Origin of the sequence: Bradyrhizobium sp. dw_78 (genome assembly GCF_018449525.1) — a bacterium.
Taxonomy (GTDB): domain Bacteria; phylum Pseudomonadota; class Alphaproteobacteria; order Rhizobiales; family Xanthobacteraceae; genus Bradyrhizobium.
In genome coordinates, this window is sequence record NZ_JAAVUS010000001.1 from 1,008,819 (window position 1) to 1,023,781 (window position 14,963).

The 14,963-nt window shown below is 63.7% G+C and carries 19 protein-coding genes; 15 read left to right on the top strand and 4 right to left on the bottom strand.

The genetic code is table 11. The features are described from left to right. Positions 1-2: 2 nt before the first annotated feature. Both HB630_RS04610 and HB630_RS04615 read left to right on the top strand, forming a co-directional pair. Complete coding sequence (locus HB630_RS04610) at positions 3-140, top strand: hypothetical protein (RefSeq protein ID WP_213770334.1); 138 nt, start codon at positions 3-5, stop codon at positions 138-140. A gap of 218 nt (positions 141-358) precedes the next feature. Next, on the top strand, positions 359-868 hold the full coding sequence (locus tag HB630_RS04615) for a hypothetical protein (protein WP_213770336.1): 510 nt from the start codon (positions 359-361) through the stop codon (positions 866-868). On the opposite strand, the gene HB630_RS04620 is transcribed toward HB630_RS04615, so the two are convergent. The 3 genes from HB630_RS04620 to HB630_RS04630 form a co-directional block, all read right to left on the bottom strand. Continuing rightward, positions 836-1,222: a carboxymuconolactone decarboxylase family protein gene (locus tag HB630_RS04620; RefSeq protein ID WP_213770337.1), complete on the bottom strand. Its 387-nt coding sequence runs from the start codon at positions 1,220-1,222 to the stop codon at positions 836-838. The two genes, HB630_RS04615 and HB630_RS04620, sit on opposite strands and share 33 nt — an antisense overlap. 144 nt (positions 1,223-1,366) lie before the next feature. Continuing rightward, positions 1,367-2,149, bottom strand: coding sequence for a 3-oxoadipate enol-lactonase (gene pcaD / locus HB630_RS04625; protein WP_213770338.1), 783 nt, complete (start codon positions 2,147-2,149; stop codon positions 1,367-1,369). Between the two features lie 201 nt (positions 2,150-2,350). Next, the gene (locus HB630_RS04630; protein WP_213770339.1) at positions 2,351-3,721 is read right to left on the bottom strand and encodes a 3-carboxy-cis,cis-muconate cycloisomerase; all 1,371 of its coding nucleotides are present in this window, start codon (positions 3,719-3,721) and stop codon (positions 2,351-2,353) included. A gap of 159 nt (positions 3,722-3,880) precedes the next feature. On the opposite strand from HB630_RS04630, the gene HB630_RS04635 reads away from it, so the two are divergent. From HB630_RS04635 to HB630_RS04685, 11 genes are all read left to right on the top strand, one after another. Further along, the gene (locus HB630_RS04635) at positions 3,881-4,327 is read left to right on the top strand and encodes a carbon monoxide dehydrogenase subunit G (protein ID WP_213770340.1); all 447 of its coding nucleotides are present in this window, start codon (positions 3,881-3,883) and stop codon (positions 4,325-4,327) included. Between the two features lie 190 nt (positions 4,328-4,517). Further along, entirely contained in the window at positions 4,518-5,003 is a 486-nt protein-coding gene (locus tag HB630_RS04640) for a (2Fe-2S)-binding protein (protein WP_213770341.1), read from the top strand. 68 nt (positions 5,004-5,071) lie between these two features. Further along, the gene (locus HB630_RS04645; protein ID WP_213770342.1) at positions 5,072-5,878 is read left to right on the top strand and encodes a xanthine dehydrogenase family protein subunit M; all 807 of its coding nucleotides are present in this window, start codon (positions 5,072-5,074) and stop codon (positions 5,876-5,878) included. Positions 5,879-5,915: 37 nt separating this feature from the next. Then, positions 5,916-6,824 carry a MoxR family ATPase gene (locus HB630_RS04650; protein ID WP_213770343.1) on the top strand — a complete coding sequence of 303 codons (909 nt, stop codon included), beginning with the start codon at positions 5,916-5,918 and terminating at the stop codon, positions 6,822-6,824. 109 nt (positions 6,825-6,933) lie between these two features. Then, positions 6,934-8,130: a VWA domain-containing protein gene (locus HB630_RS04655; RefSeq protein WP_213770344.1), complete on the top strand. Its 1,197-nt coding sequence runs from the start codon at positions 6,934-6,936 to the stop codon at positions 8,128-8,130. Between the two features lie 18 nt (positions 8,131-8,148). Beyond that, the gene (locus HB630_RS04660) at positions 8,149-8,484 is read left to right on the top strand and encodes an XdhC family protein (RefSeq protein WP_213770345.1); all 336 of its coding nucleotides are present in this window, start codon (positions 8,149-8,151) and stop codon (positions 8,482-8,484) included. A gap of 2 nt (positions 8,485-8,486) precedes the next feature. Then, positions 8,487-9,191, top strand: a complete 705-nt coding sequence (locus tag HB630_RS04665; RefSeq protein WP_213770346.1) for an XdhC family protein — start codon at positions 8,487-8,489, stop codon at positions 9,189-9,191. After that, positions 9,188-10,816, top strand: a complete 1,629-nt coding sequence (locus HB630_RS04670; RefSeq protein ID WP_213770348.1) for a molybdopterin-binding/glycosyltransferase family 2 protein — start codon at positions 9,188-9,190, stop codon at positions 10,814-10,816. Before HB630_RS04665 ends, HB630_RS04670 begins: the two co-directional genes overlap by 4 nt. 210 nt (positions 10,817-11,026) lie before the next feature. Next, positions 11,027-11,437, top strand: a complete 411-nt coding sequence (locus HB630_RS04675; RefSeq protein ID WP_213770349.1) for a DUF4189 domain-containing protein — start codon at positions 11,027-11,029, stop codon at positions 11,435-11,437. A gap of 72 nt (positions 11,438-11,509) precedes the next feature. Continuing rightward, positions 11,510-11,920: a DUF2000 family protein gene (locus HB630_RS04680; protein ID WP_213770350.1), complete on the top strand. Its 411-nt coding sequence runs from the start codon at positions 11,510-11,512 to the stop codon at positions 11,918-11,920. A 46-nt stretch (positions 11,921-11,966) separates the two neighbouring features. Beyond that, the gene (locus tag HB630_RS04685; protein ID WP_213770351.1) at positions 11,967-12,881 is read left to right on the top strand and encodes a PhzF family phenazine biosynthesis protein; all 915 of its coding nucleotides are present in this window, start codon (positions 11,967-11,969) and stop codon (positions 12,879-12,881) included. A gap of 167 nt (positions 12,882-13,048) precedes the next feature. Here the strand turns inward: HB630_RS04685 and HB630_RS04690 are convergent, their stop codons facing one another. After that, entirely contained in the window at positions 13,049-13,870 is an 822-nt protein-coding gene (locus HB630_RS04690; RefSeq protein WP_213770352.1) for a DUF72 domain-containing protein, read from the bottom strand. 219 nt (positions 13,871-14,089) lie between these two features. Between HB630_RS04690 and HB630_RS04695 the strand changes: the two genes are divergently transcribed. Both HB630_RS04695 and HB630_RS04700 read left to right on the top strand, forming a co-directional pair. Next, a complete protein-coding gene (locus tag HB630_RS04695) occupies positions 14,090-14,269 on the top strand; it encodes a DUF2934 domain-containing protein (RefSeq protein WP_213770353.1) in 180 nt (59 codons plus the stop codon). Positions 14,270-14,507: 238 nt separating this feature from the next. Beyond that, complete coding sequence (locus HB630_RS04700; RefSeq protein ID WP_213770355.1) at positions 14,508-14,954, top strand: DUF2214 family protein; 447 nt, start codon at positions 14,508-14,510, stop codon at positions 14,952-14,954. Positions 14,955-14,963 lie beyond the last annotated feature (9 nt).

Here is a 14,963-nt window from a genome sequence, read left to right on the forward strand (position 1 = left end):
TGATGTCCAACCAGAACCAGCCAAATCAGAACCCCAGTCAGAAACCCGGCCAGCAGCAACAGCAGGGCGGTGGGCACAAGCCCGGCCAGCAACAGCAGGAGCCGAGCCGCCAGGGCCAGAACCCCAACAAGGATCGCTAGTCCGTTCGGATCATGCGAAAGCAGGAAAGTCCCGCCGCGAGGCGGGATTTTCCGCATTGAGACGGTCGGCCGAAGGTGCGCAGCGATCCGGCTCCGCCGCCGTTAAGGTAAATAAATGGTTTAAATTGCCCGTCGCACTTTAAGCGCGTTACCTCACTGACGGCGCCTCCGTCTCGTTCGAGACCTCATTCGGGGTGTTGCGAGAAGTGGGAAGCGACATGTTCAGGGACTGGCGGATCAGTTCATTCAGCGGCGCGCTGCTGGCGGCCTATTTCATTCCGACCTGGACCGTCGTCGCCTTCCGGATCATGGTCTCGCCGATCCACGGCCTTTTCGAGCAGCCGAACGTTTCGGTCGCGCTGTTCGTCAGCGATTATCTGCAACTTGCCACGGTGGCGACGGTGCGGGTGGCGTGGCTGCTGGCGCTCGGCAAGCTCACGGTGGTTGCGTTCTTTGCGATCTTTCTCGTCTTCATCGCCCGCGCCTCCGTCCGCAAGACCGGCGGAAGCGACGAGGCGCTGGCGATCGCGCTGACCATTGGCAGCGTCATCAGTTTTGCCAGCATGATGATGGCCTCGGAGGTCGGCGAGGCGGCGGCGCTGCGGCTGCATGCGACGGAACTGCTGATGCTGCTCGGCACTGCGATCGTGATGCTGTGCGAACGTCCGGCCCAGGCCGCCGCACCGCAGGTTCAGCTATCCCAGTCCCAGCTCCTGCACGATCGCTGACGCCTCCTTGACGGCGTGGTTGGCCGCCGGCACGCCGCAATAGATCGCCTGCTGCAACAGGATTTCCTTGATATCGTCAGGCGTGAAGCCGCCCTCGGTGAGGGCTGCGCGCACATGCAGGCGAAACTCGTCCCACTGGCCGAGCGCGACCATGGTGCCGATCACCAGCACCCGCCGCGTGCGTTCATCGAAATGCGGCCGGGTCCATATCTCGCCCCAGGCATAGCGCGTGATCAGATCCTGGAAATCGGCGCTGAAGGCATTGCGGTTGGCGATTGATTTGTCGACCCAGGCATCGCCGAGCACCTTGCGGCGCTGAACCATGCCGTCGTCCCGGCGCTTTTGATCTTCCATTTAAACCTCCCCGTGATTGCGACCCAACGGGTCGCGCGAACGCGCGCCCGATGACAGACTCCGCGAAGCAACCCAGAAAACTCACCCCGGAAAGCAGTCTTGATTGCTTCGTCGCTTACGCTCCTCGCAATGACATTATGGGAATCAGCGCTGCGTCAGGAAACCGATCACGGCGTCGGCAAAGGCGTGCGGCTGCTCGACATTGGAGATATGAGCGGCATCGAGAATGGTGAGGCTGGCGCCCGGGATCTGGCTGCGGATGAACTCGCCTGCCGCCAGCGGCGTTGACATATCGTTGCGCCCGGCGATCACCAGCGTCGGGCTCTTGATCTTCGGCAGCAGCGCGCGCTGATCGAGCGTGCTCAGCGCCTCGCAGGTGGCGATATAGCCCTGTACCGGCGTGGCGAGCAGTATAGCCTTCATCTTCTCGGTAATTTGCGGCTCGCGCTCGCGGAAGTCCGCCGTCAGCCAGCCCGGGAGGACGGTGTCGGCGACCGCGGCAAGGCCGCCTTCCTTCACCGCCTTGATGCGATTCAGCCAGTTGGTGGGATCGGGATAATAGGAACTGGTGTTGGAAAGGATGATCCGGTCGAAGCGTTCCGGCGCGTTGGCTCCCAGCCATTGGCCGATCATACCGCCCATCGACAGCCCGCACCAATGCACCTTCCCGATATTGAGATCGTCCAGGATGGCCAGTACGTCGCGGCCGAAGCGTTCGATGGAATAGGGGCCGGGCGGGACGCTGGATTTGCCGTGGCCGCGGCAGTCGTAGCGGATCACGCGAAAAAGCTGCGTAAACGCCTTCATCTGCGGTTCCCACATCTGCATGTCGCAGCCGAGCGAATTGGACAGCATCAGGGTCGGTCCGCTTTCGCGGCCTTCGACCGATACGTTGAGCAGGCAACCGTCGGCGTCGATCATCGGCATGGCATGTTCCTTGTCGTGTGCGGGCAAAGGCGCGAACTGCGCCTTACACCACGAAAGCGTGAGATGCGTCTTACACCAGGAAAGCGCGAAGCGCGTCTTACACCAGATGATCCGCGCATCCATCGAAAAAAGTCTATTCAGCGATGATGGATGGCCGGGTCAAGCCAGGCAACGACTTTTTGACGGGACCGGCCGCAACCTCTACTTGTCGAGTGAGGCGAGCAGCCGGTCGATCAGGGCTTGCGAGGAGCCCTGATAGGCCATCGGATCGAACAACTTCGCCAGCCTTTTGCGATCGAGATGCGCCGCGACCATTGCGTCTTCGGCCAGCACATCCTGCAAATCTCTGTTCTCGGCGACCGCCTTCTTGCTTGCGGCCTCGACAACGAGATGCGCGCCGCCCTTGCCGATCGTCCCGGCGAGCGCAAAGCTCACGGCCTCGGCCATGATGAGCCCATGCGTCGCGTTGAGGTTGGCCCGCATCCGCGCGGCGTCCACTTCCAGGCCTTCCGCGATGTCGACAATGGCCGCGAGCGCACCTGAGGTGACGAGCAGCAGGCTAGGCAAAGTCGGCCATTCCGCATGCCAGGGTCCGGCGCTGCGCTCGTGATCCTGCACTTGCGCCGCGAAAATCGTCGCCGCCAGATTCGGCGTCATGGTGGCGGCGGCGAGCGCGGTGGCGGCCGCGACCGGATTGCGCTTGTGTGGCATGGTCGATGAGCCGCCGCGGCCTTCGCCGGCCGGTTCGAACGCTTCCGCCACATCGGTCTGCATCATCAGGGAGACGTCGCGGGCGATCTTGCCGCAGGTGCCCGCCACGATGGCGAGCACCGCGGCCGTGTCGGCGATGCGGTCGCGATGGGTGTGCCAGGGCGCGTCGGGCAGCGGCAGCCCAAGCTCGCGCGCGAGTTCCTCTGCAACCAGCAATCCCTTGTCGCCGAGCGCGGCCAGCGTGCCCGAAGCGCCGCCGAATTGCAGCGCCGGCGCTTCCGCGCGCAGGCGCAGGAGCCGCAGTTTTGAGCGATGGAGCGCCGCGGCATATTCCGCAAGCTTCAACCCGAACGGCATCGGCAGCGCGTGCTGCAACCATGTGCGGCCGACCACGGGCGTCGCGCGATGCCGGCGTGCCAGCCCGGCAAATCCGGCGATGCCGCGACCGATATCGGCAAGCAGCGTATCGATGGCGGCGCGAACCGTCAGCATGGTGGCGGTATCGATCACATCCTGGCTGGTGGCGCCCCAATGCACATAGCGCGCGGCGCCCGCGCCGGTCTCGGACTTGGTCTCGGACTTGGCGACCGCGGCGGTGAGCGCCTTGACCATCGGGATCGCGAGATTGCCGGATCTGGTCGCGGCTTCCGCCAGCGCGGCGATGTCGAAGGCCTTCGCCTGACAGGCCCGCTCGATCGGGCCGGCCGCTTCTGCGGGGATAACGCCGGTCGTGGCTTCCGCGCGCGCAAGCGCGGCTTCAAAATCCAGCATGTGCTGGAGATAGGCCATATCGTCGCAGATGGCGCGCATGGCGGCGCTCGACAGCATCGGCGCGAGCAGGGGCGAAAGGGCGGTGCTCATGATGCCCGCGACCTAAGCATTACAGCCGGGTCCCTGCCAAATCCTTTCGTTGGTTGCGCTTGCGAATATGCATCGCTATCAGGCCGACGGGACCCTTTCCTTCGGGCTTTCCGTGCTTTACTTGAGGGTCTGTACAGGCATTACAAGGAGACGAATCACATGGCCATGACGATGACCGGCGAAGTCCAGCTTCCAGCGCCGCGCGAGGCCGTGTGGGCGAAATTAAACGATCCGGAAGTGTTGAAGGCCTGCATTCCCGGCTGCGAGGAACTGGAAGCGACCGAGGAAAACGGCTTTCGCGCGGTCGCCAAAATGAAGGTCGGACCGGTCTCGGCTCGCTTCAAGGGACGGGTCACGCTGAGCGATTTCGATCCGCCCAACAGCTACAAGATCACGGGCGAGGGCGAGGGCGGCGTCGCGGGCTTCGCCAAGGGCGGTGCGACGGTGGCGCTGGCCGACAAGGACGGCGGCACGCTGCTCACCTATAACGTCGAGGCACAGATCGGCGGCAAGCTCGCCCAGCTTGGGCAGCGGTTGGTCAACGGTTCGGCCAAGAAACTGGCGGACGAATTTTTCAGTAATTTCGCCAAGGCTGTGCAAGGCTGAATGGCTGTGCAAGCCTAAGGAAAAGGCCAAGCCGGAAGGCCGGTCGCCAGAGCTGCTCCCCCGCAAGTCATATCAGGCTATCCCCCAGGTGAGGTTGCTCATGACCGGGATGGCTCATATTATGGCTGTTGGAATGATTTTAAACGCCTGCTTCTGCCGATATGCGGCAGTGCAGTTGAAGAGAGTGCCGATGGCCAAGATTTCCATGATCGTGAACGGCAACCCCGTGAACGCCAATATCGACCCCCGTACCCTGCTGGTCCAGTTTCTGCGCGAGAATCTGCGGCTGACGGGTACCCATGTCGGCTGTGATACCTCGCAATGCGGCGCCTGCGTCGTGCATCTCGACGGCAAGGCCGTCAAATCCTGCACCACGCTTGCGGTGATGGCCGATGGGCACGAGGTCAGGACGATCGAGGGGCTGGCGCCGGATGGCGCGCCGCTGCATCCGATGCAGGAGGCTTTCCGGGAGAACCACGGCTTACAGTGCGGCTTCTGCACGCCCGGCATGATCATGACCGCGGTCGATCTGGTTCACCGCAAGGGCCACGATCTCGACGAACACACGATTCGTGAAGAACTCGAGGGCAATCTGTGCCGCTGCACCGGCTACCAGAACATCGTTCTGTCGATCGCGGCGGGCGCCAAGGCGATGGCCAAGTCTGATCTGGCTTAGCTGCTGATCTCGCTTGGTTTTCGATCTCGCTTAGTTGAAGTCATCGCGACCGCGATCAGGAATTTCTCATGTACGAATTCAAATATCATCGTCCGGCGACCGTGCGGCAGGCCACCAACCTCTTGGTCAAGAATGAAGACGCCAAGCTGATCGCTGGCGGGCATACGCTGGTGCCGGTGATGAAGCAGCGGCTGGCGAGCCCGCCGCATCTGGTCGATCTCTCCCATATCGAGGGGCTCGACGGCATCGAGGTCAAGGGCCGTTCACTGGTGATCGGCGCTACCGCCAAGCACGCCGATGTCGCGACGTCGCCGACCGTCGGCGAGGCGATCCCCGCGCTGGCCGACCTCGCCGGAATGATCGGCGATCCCGCCGTGCGCCATAAAGGCACGATCGGCGGTTCGATCGCCAACAACGATCCGACCGCGGATTATCCCGCCGCTGTGCTCGCGCTTGGCGCCACCATCGTCACCAACAAGCGCCGCCTCAAGGCGGAAGAGTTCTTCCAGGGGCTGTTCACGACCGCGCTGGAGAGCGACGAGATCATCACCAAGGTGATGTTCCCGCTGCCGAAGAAGGCCGCCTATGTCAAATTCCGCAACCAGGCGTCGCGCTATGCGCTGGTCGGCGTGTTCGTCGCCAGGCGGCCGTCGGATGTGCGCGTGACCGTCACCGGCGCCGGCGCCGATGGCGTGTTCCGCGTCACCGCATTCGAAGAGGCGCTGAAGAAGCGCTTTTCGCCCAAGGCGCTGGACGGTTTGACGGTGCCGGCGGAGGGCCTGAACAGCGACCTGCATGGCAGCGCCGAATATCGCGCACATCTGATCGGCGTGCTGGCGCGCCGCGCCGTCGAAACCGCAAACGCAAAAGAGTAACGTTGCTTCGTTTTCCTCGATCGGGACTGGCTTGCCCATGAGCGCATCGGTGTTACCGAAATCCGTCGATGCGATGCTCGAGCTCTTGACCTCGCGCGGCTATCTCGCGGAGCGGTCGCTCGCGACCGTGACCTACCTGTCGCTGCGCATGGGCCGGCCGTTGTTTCTGGAAGGCGAGGCCGGCGTCGGCAAGACCGAGATCGCGAAAGTGCTGTCGGCGGCGCTGGGCCGGAGGCTGATCCGGCTGCAATGTTACGAAGGCCTGGATGTCGCCTCCGCGGTCTATGAGTGGAACACCGCCGCCCAGATGATCGCGATCCGCCTGGCGGAAGCCACCGGCGATACCGACCGCGACCAACTCTCCAGCGACATCTTCGCCGACCGCTATCTGATCAAGCGCCCGCTGCTGCAGGCGCTGGAGCCGGACGTCACCGGCGCGCCGGTGCTGCTGATCGACGAACTCGACCGCGCCGATGAGGCGTTCGAGGCGTATCTGCTGGAGATCCTCTCGGACTTCCAGGTCACGATCCCGGAATTCGGCACGGTGAAGGCGCCGCAGCCGCCGATCGTCATCGTCACGTCTAACCGCACCCGCGAGATTCATGACGCGCTGAAGCGCCGCTGCCTCTACCACTGGGTCGATTATCCCTCGGCCGAACGCGAGCTTGCGATCGTCAAATCCCGCGTCCCCGGCATTTCGGCAAAGCTGTCGCAGCAGGTCGTCAAATTCGTGCAGGCGCTGCGCGATCAGGATTTCTACAAATCGCCCGGCGTCGCCGAGACCATCGACTGGGCGACCGCGCTCACCGAACTCGATGCCCGCTCGCTGACGCCGCAACTGGTCGGCGACACGCTCGGCGCGATCTTGAAGTATCAGGACGACATCGCGCGGATGCAGGGCGACACCTTGCAGAACGTGCTCAAGGAAGCGACGAGCGAGAATTGACCAATTTGTCATTCCGGGGGCGCGACGAAGTCGCGAACCCGGAATCTCGCACCGCAATCTCTGGATTCCGGGTCCACACTTCGCGCGGACCGGAATGACGAGGGCAAGAATGACCACGCCGACCACCATGCCCGTCACCGGTCAAATCGCCGATAACGTTGTCGGCTTTGCCCGCGCGTTGCGTGCGGCCGGGCTTCCGGTCGGACCCGGCGCCGTGATCGATGCGATGAATGCGCTTCAGGTGATCGAGATCGGCAACCGTGCCGACGTCTATGCCACGCTGGAAGCGATCTTCGTCAAGCGTCATGAACATGCGCTGATTTTCGAGCAGGCCTTCGCGCTGTTCTTCCGCGCCGCCGAGGACTGGAAGCAGATGCTGGATTCGGTGCCGCTGCCGGACGAAGCCCGGAAGAAGCCGCCGCCGGCCTCGCGCCGGGTCCAGGAAGCGATGGCGCAGCCGCCGGTCAGCGAGGCGCCGCAGGCGCAGGATCAGGAAGTCCGGCTGTCGGTGTCCGACAAGGAAGTGCTGCAAAAGAAAGACTTCGCACAGATGAGCGCGGCCGAGATCGCGGAAGTGACGCGCGCCATCGCGCAGATGAAGCTGCCGCAGGCCGAGCTTCGCACCCGCCGCTACAAGCCGGACGCGCGAGGCCTGCGGCTCGACATGCGCCGCACGCTCCGCGGCTCCCTGCGCACCGGCGGCGACGTCATCGATATCCATCGGCTTGGCCTGATCGACAAACCGGCGCCGATCGTGGCGCTGCTCGATATCTCCGGCTCGATGAGCGAATATACCCGCCTGTTCCTGCATTTCCTGCACGCCATCACCGATGCCCGCAAGCGCGTCTCGGTGTTCCTGTTCGGCACGCGGCTGACCAATGTGACGCGCAGCCTAAGGGCGCGCGATCCTGATGAGGCGCTGGCAAGCTGCACCTCAAGGGTGGAGGACTGGGCCGGCGGCACGCGGATCGCCACCTCGCTGCATGCGTTCAACAAATTATGGGGCCGCCGGGTGCTGGGGCAGGGCGCGATCGTGCTCCTGATCTCCGACGGGCTGGAGCGCGAGGCGGATGACAAGCTCGCCTTCGAGATGGACCGGCTGCACCGGTCCTGCCGCCGCCTGATCTGGCTCAATCCGCTGTTGCGCTATGGCGGCTTCGAGGCCAAGGCGCAGGGCATCAAAATGATGCTGCCGCACGTTGACGAATTCCGTCCGGTGCATAATTTGAGTTCAATCCAGGGACTGATCGCGGCGCTTTCTTCCATCCCGCCACATCATCGCAGCCTGATCCGCCCCGCAGCCTGAAACCTGAAAGAGGTGCCCATGCCCGCCACGCTCAATCGCGATGAAGACATCCTGCAGGCGGCTCAGGACTGGCAAAAGGCCGGTCACGGCGTTGCGCTTGCCACCGTGGTCGAGACCTGGGGCTCGGCGCCGCGGCCGGCGGGCTCGAGCCTCGTCATCAATGATGACGGCACCTTCCTGGGCTCGGTTTCCGGCGGCTGCGTCGAGGGCGCGGTCGTCACCGAGGCGCTGGACGTGATCGCCAACGGCCAGCCGAAAATGCTCGAATTCGGCGTCGCCGACGAGACCGCGTGGAATGTCGGCCTGTCCTGCGGCGGCACCATCCGGGTGTTCGTCGAGAAGGTCGGTGGCTAGCCGTGAAAACCGAGACGCTTGCAGAACTCAACGCCGAGCGCGCCGCGCGGCGGCCGGTGATCCTGGTCACCGACACCGCCAATGGCGCGCAGCGGCTGGTCAAGGCCAGCGACATCGTCGCGGATCCGTTGCGCGCCGAACTGTCAAAGCAGTTGCGCATGGGCAAGAGCGGCATGATCGAAGCCGCCGACGGCAGGAAACTGTTCCTCAATGTCTACGCACCCACCGCGCGCCTCGTCGTCATCGGCGCGGTCCATATCAGCCAGGCGCTGGCGCCGCTGGCGCGCGCGCTGGATTATGATGTCACGGTGGTGGATCCGCGCACCGCGTTCGCCAGCCCCGAGCGGTTTCCGGACGTGCCGCTGATCGCCGAATGGCCCGATGTGGCGCTGCCGACGCTCAACGTCGATCACTACACGGCGTTCGTCGCGGTGACGCACGATCCCAAGATCGACGATCCGGCGCTGTTGCACGCATTCGAGCGTGACTGCTTCTATATCGGCGCGCTGGGCTCGCGAAAGACCCATGCCAAGCGCGCCGAGCGCCTGAGGGCGCAGGGCGCCAAGGATTCCGATATTGCACGTATCCACGCACCGATCGGGTTGAACATCGGCGCGGTCTCGCCGTCCGAGATCGCGGTCGCGATCATGGCCGAGATCACGGCGCAGTTGCGGCTGCCGCCGAAAGAAAAAGAAGAAGCGGCATGAAATTCGGTCCCGCCAGTCCGGGAGACGCGATTGGCGGCGTCACCGTTCACACCCTGCGCCAGGGTGCGCTGGTGCTGAAGAAAGGCACCACGATCGGCCCCTCTGAAGTCGAGGCGCTCGACAAGGCCGGTGTCAAGGAAATCGTCGTGGTCCGGCTCGAAGAGGGCGATATCTCCGAGGATATTGCCGCCGGCGGCATCGCGCGCGCCATCGCCGGCGAGGGCGTCGATGTCGAGCGCGCTTTCACCGGAAGGTCCAATCTGTTCGCGGCGCAGGCCGGCGTGCTGGTGGTCGATCGCAAGGCGGTCGACAACATCAACCGCGTCGATGAAGCGATCACCTTCGCGACGCTGCCGCCGTTCAAGGCGGTGGTGCCCGGCGAGATGATCGCGACCGTCAAGATCGTGCCGTTCGGTATCGAAGCTAACTTATGCGAACGGGCGGTGGCGGCGGCAAGGACCGGCCCGATGCGGGTCGCGCCCTACAAGATCAAGCGCGTCGGCATCGTCTCGACCTTGTTGCCGGGGCTGGCGCCGAAAGTGATCGAAAAGACCCTGCGGGTGACCGCTGATCGCCTGGAGCCGGCCGGCGCCACCATCATCGCCGAGCGCCGCGTGCGGCACGAGGAGGCCGCGCTGACGGCGGCTATCAAGGAATTGCTTGGCCTCGGCTCGGAACTGGTGATCGTCTTCGGCGCGTCCGCGATCGCCGACCGGCGCGATGTGATTCCGGCGGCGCTTCAACGGGTCGGCGGCACCATCGAGCATTTCGGCATGCCGGTCGATCCCGGCAATCTCCTGCTGATCGGCAATGCCGGCGGCGTGCCGGTGCTGGGCGCGCCGGGTTGTGCGCGCTCGCCGGTGGAAAACGGTTTCGACTGGGTGCTGATGCGCCTGTTGGCGGGCATCAAGGTGACGCGCGCGGACCTGACCGGCATGGGCGTCGGCGGCCTGCTGATGGAGATCGTCACCCGGCCGCAGCTGCGGAAGCCTGCGGGGGCCGAAGGTAATCACGCGATCGCGGCCGTGATCCTCGCCGCCGGGCGTTCCACGCGCATGGGCGGTCCCAATAAATTGCTGGCCGAACTGGGCGGCAAGCCGTTGGTCCGGATCGTGACCGAACAGGTGCTCGCTTCCAAAGCCTCCGATGTCATCGTGGTGACCGGACACCAGGCGGCCGAGGTCGAGAAGGCGCTGGCCGGGCTCAAGGTGAAATTCGTGCGCAATCCGGATTTCGTCGCCGGGCTGGCGAGCTCCGTCAAAGCGGGCATCGCGGCCGTGCCGGGCAATGCCGACGGTGCGGTGGTGTGCCTCGGCGATATGCCGCTGATCGAGGCGCGGCTGATCGACCGGCTGATCGAAGCGTTTGCGCCGGATAGCGGCAACCTGATCGTGGTGCCGGTCAGCGACAACAGGCGCGGCAATCCGGTGCTGTGGTCGCGCCGGTTCTTCGACGAATTGACGAAGCTGGACGGCGATATCGGCGCGCGCCACCTGATCGCCAAACACAGCGAGGCCGTGGCCGAAGTCGCGGTCGAGGGGCACGGCGCATTTCTCGATATCGATACGCCGGAGGCGCTTGCGGCCGCGCGGCAGGACAGGCGGCAGCCGGAGCGGCTGTCGTAACCCGCAAGGACGGCGACACGCGCGTCCGCTTCGTCCATTTTCAACCTGGCGTTCACCAAGTTGAAAGACCCCTGAGCTAGATTTTCGCCCGACGATTGAGATCACGATCCGACCAAGCTGAATCGGATCATGATCTCATCTTTTTGTTTGAGCATGATCTTTCGGAATCGGTGCCCACTTTGCGCTAACGCGGCCTTCCGGGTCCGAACCATGCCTTTGGGGGGATGGGCCTTGAAGTCTTTGACTGCTTTGCAGCGCCGCGCGGTGTTCATCTTGGCGCTGACCCTGACGCTGGCGGGAACGCGATTCGTCACGGAAGCCTGGGCAGCCGGCGCGTTCGCCGTCGGCAAATGCGGTGCCTATGGCGAAGCCTTTGATTTTGCCGCGGAGGCGGGTGCGCGGGCCGCGGCGCTCAAGCAATGCAAGGGCGACTGCACGGCCGTGACCATGAAGCGGGCCTGTGCCGCATTGTCGATCGACCTGACCAATCCCTGCGGCGCCCACGGCTATGCGGTCGAGCCGCGGATTTCGAGTTCGCTCAATGCGGCGACGCGCAAATGTTACGAATTCGGCGGCAAGGAATGCGTGATCCGCGCCTGGGCCTGCGACGCCAAGGGCTAGTTTTTACGATCGTCATTTCGGGTCTGGTGCCGGCGCACCATCCGGAAATGACACCGATGAATTGAGCAGATCATGCAATTCGATACCAAGATCGCGGTCGTCATCCGGACCGACCTGGAAGTGTGGCAGAAGCTCAATGTTTCAGCGTTCCTCGCCAGCGGCATCGCCGCGGCGTTTCCCGAATGCGTCGGCGAGGCTTATGAGGACGGTTCCGGTACCAAATACCTGTCGCTGATCGGCCAGCCGGTCCTGATCTACGGCGCCGACCGGCCGGCGCTCACCCGTGCGCTGGAACGGGCGCTGGCGCGCAACGTGAAGCCCGCGATCTACACCGAGGACATGTTCAAGACCACGCATGACGCCGCCAACCGCGAGGCGGTCAAGGCCGTGATCCGCGCCGAACTCAATCTGGTCGGGCTCGCTATGCGTGCCGAGCGCAAGGTGATCGACAAGATCGTCGATGGGCTCAAGTTTCACAGCTAAAGTCGGATTCAATTCCACTGAATCAGACGCAAGCGAGGAGGGCCGGATGCAGCGGCGTTACATCACCGTGGACGTTTTCACCGATCGGCCCTTCGGCGGCAATCCGCTCGCGGTGGTGCTGGATGCCGGCGGGCTTTCGACCGCGCAGATGCAGGCCATCGCCACAGAATTCAATTATTCGGAGACGAGCTTCGTGCTGCCGCCGCGCGATGCCGCCCATGACGCGCAGGTTCGCATCTTTACCGTGCGTTCCGAGGTTCCGTTCGCGGGCCATCCCAATGTCGGCACCGCCTTCGTGCTGGCAACGCAAGCCGCCAAGATGTCCGCGCGGCTGCTGTTTGAGGAAAAGGCCGGTCTAGTGCCGGTCGAGATCCTGAAACAGGGCGGCGAGGTCATCGGGGCCGAACTCACCGCGCCGCAACCCTTGCGGCGGTTGAGCCAAATGAGCGCGGAGCAGGCGGCGGCCTGCGTCTCGCTGTCACCGGCCGATGTCCGGATCGATCGGCATCCGCCGCAGATCGTCTCGGTGGGGCTGCCGTTTCTGGTGGTGGAACTGGCCACGCGGGAGGCGCTGCGGCGGGCGCGGCCCGACCCTGCGGCGTCTGCCCATGTTTTTCCGCGCGATGAAAGCGATGCGGTCTATCTCTATACAAGCGATGTGCCGCTGCAGGAAAAGCCCAATGACTTGCAGGCGCGGATGTTTCATCCGGGCGCCAGCGGCGTCAGCGAAGATCCCGCGACCGGCAGCGCGACGGCGGCGGCCGCGGCGCTGCTCGCCGACCTCGACGGCACGCAAAACGCCGAGCTGTCGCTGCGGATCGGGCAGGGTGTCGATATGGGCCGTCCGAGCCTGCTGCTGACGCGCGTGCGCAAGGAGAACGCCGCCGTTATGGCCAGCCATGTTGGCGGCCGCTGCGTGCAGATGATGGAAGGCACGTTTCGATTGGCGGGTGCCGAATAATATAGTGTTTTCGAGCGAAGTGGATTCCGGTTGGCGTGAAGAAAACGAGTCAAAACAAAATGTTAGAGCCATGTTCTGATTCAATCAAAACCGATAAAGGCTCCAAGGTGATGCGATGCCGGTTGCGGATATCGCCATTGCCCGAGCTTGGCCACCCGCCGCCCTGATTATTTCACGCGCTCTATCAGTTCCATCGCGCCGGCGGGCGCGCGCACCTTGCCTTCGTGGATGACATAGGCGAACACGTCGCGCGGCGTTTTTTTCAGCTTCGTCTCGTCCACGCGCGGCAGGTCGTCGGGCTCGCCGCCCGCGGCCCAAAGCTGAAACCGCCGGGCCCAGGCATCGAGCTGTTTCGGCGGGTAGCAGGTCTTGATCTCGTCATTGCCCTTCTGCAGCCGCGCATAGACAAAATCGGCGACGACGTCCGCGATCGCAGGGTAGGTGTGGTGTTCGGCGAACACGACCGGCGTCTCGAACCGGCGCAACAGCGCGATGAAGGCGGGCGTGCAAAAGCTGTCGTGGCGGACTTCGACCACGTGGCGCAACGCGCGGCCTTCCAGCTGGCGCGGCAGCAATTCGAGGAATTTTCCGAAATCGGCTTCGTCGAATTTCTTGGTCGGCGCGAATTGCCACAGCACCGGGCCGAGCCGGTCGCCCAGTTCCAGCACCCCGGAATCATAGAACCGTTTCACGGAATCGCCGGCTTCCGCCAGCACGCGGCGATTGGTCGCGAAGCGTGGTCCCTTCAGCGAAAATATAAATCCGTCGGGCACCTCGCGCGCCCATTTGCGAAAGCTTTCCGGCTTCTGCGAGCCGTAATAGGTGCCGTTGATCTCGATCGAGGTCAGCTTCGAGGCGGCGTAGGCCAGTTCCTTCGCCTGCGTGAGCTTCTCCGGATAGAACACCCCGCGCCACGGCTCGAATGTCCAGCCACCGATGCCGATATAGATATTGCCGGATTTTTGCGAGGCCGTCGGAGCTTGGGTCACGTGCGGTTCTCTGCGAGAGGAAATGTTGCGGGCGCGAGCCTAATCAAATCAGCCGCCATTGGCCAGTTGGCCACTTGGCCGCAGGCAGGAACAAGTCACGGATTTCAGAATTGATCGCTGGGCCAGGTTTGGAAGCATGGCCTGCACGGCCCCGTCTACAGAACCCCCAGCCCCCACGGCGGGGCCGTGCTCTTCAAAGCCCAGTGCCAGAGGCGCACCATGGAAAAACCGACCGAAGATCAGATCCGTCAACGCGCCCATGAAATCTGGGAGCGCCATCACCGGCCGGATGGCAGGGACGAGGAATTTTGGCATCAGGCTGAACGGGAGTTGCAGCAGGAGAGCGGGCAGGGGCTCGTTCCCGGCGCGCTCGAAACGCCGGGCGTGCTGCCCGGATAGTTCGCGTTTTCTTCCCGCCAGCCGGAATCCACTTCGCTCGAAACCGCGATAGGCTTCGTCTTTGCGCGGTCACGGCTTTGCGCTACAGCGTGAGTTGAATCATGCTCGTGGTCCATCTTCTTGTTTGAGCATGATCTTCCTGCGCAAACGCGTTCCGCGTTTGTCGCGAGGGAAAACCGGTGCCCGCTTTTCCGGATCATGCTCTAAACAGCCGGGCGCGTTGCCAAGAGGACGATCTATGGCGTGGCCTATCATCGTTGCCTGGATTCATTACGTCTCGATCATGCTGATGATTGCGAGCCTGCTCGGCGAGCATCTGTTGCTGAAGCCGGAACTAGCGGCCGCCGAGGCCAGGACCATTCAGCGGCTTGATCTCGTCTATGGCGGCTCGGCGACTGTCGTCCTGATCACCGGGGTCATGCGCATGTTCCTGGAAAAGGGCCTTGCCTACTACAATCACCATATCGGATTTCATATCCTGTTCGGGCTGTTCATCATCGCAGCGCTGCTGTCGATCTATCCGACCATCGTGTATCTGCGCTGGCGGTCCGATACGCGCGCGGGCAAGGGGCAACAATTGGCCCGCGACCGATTCAAGACGATTCAAATGATCATTCGTGTCGAGATGACTTTGCTGCTTCTCGCACCGTTCTTCGCCACCTGGATGGCGCATGGCGAGCTTTGATTGTTACAG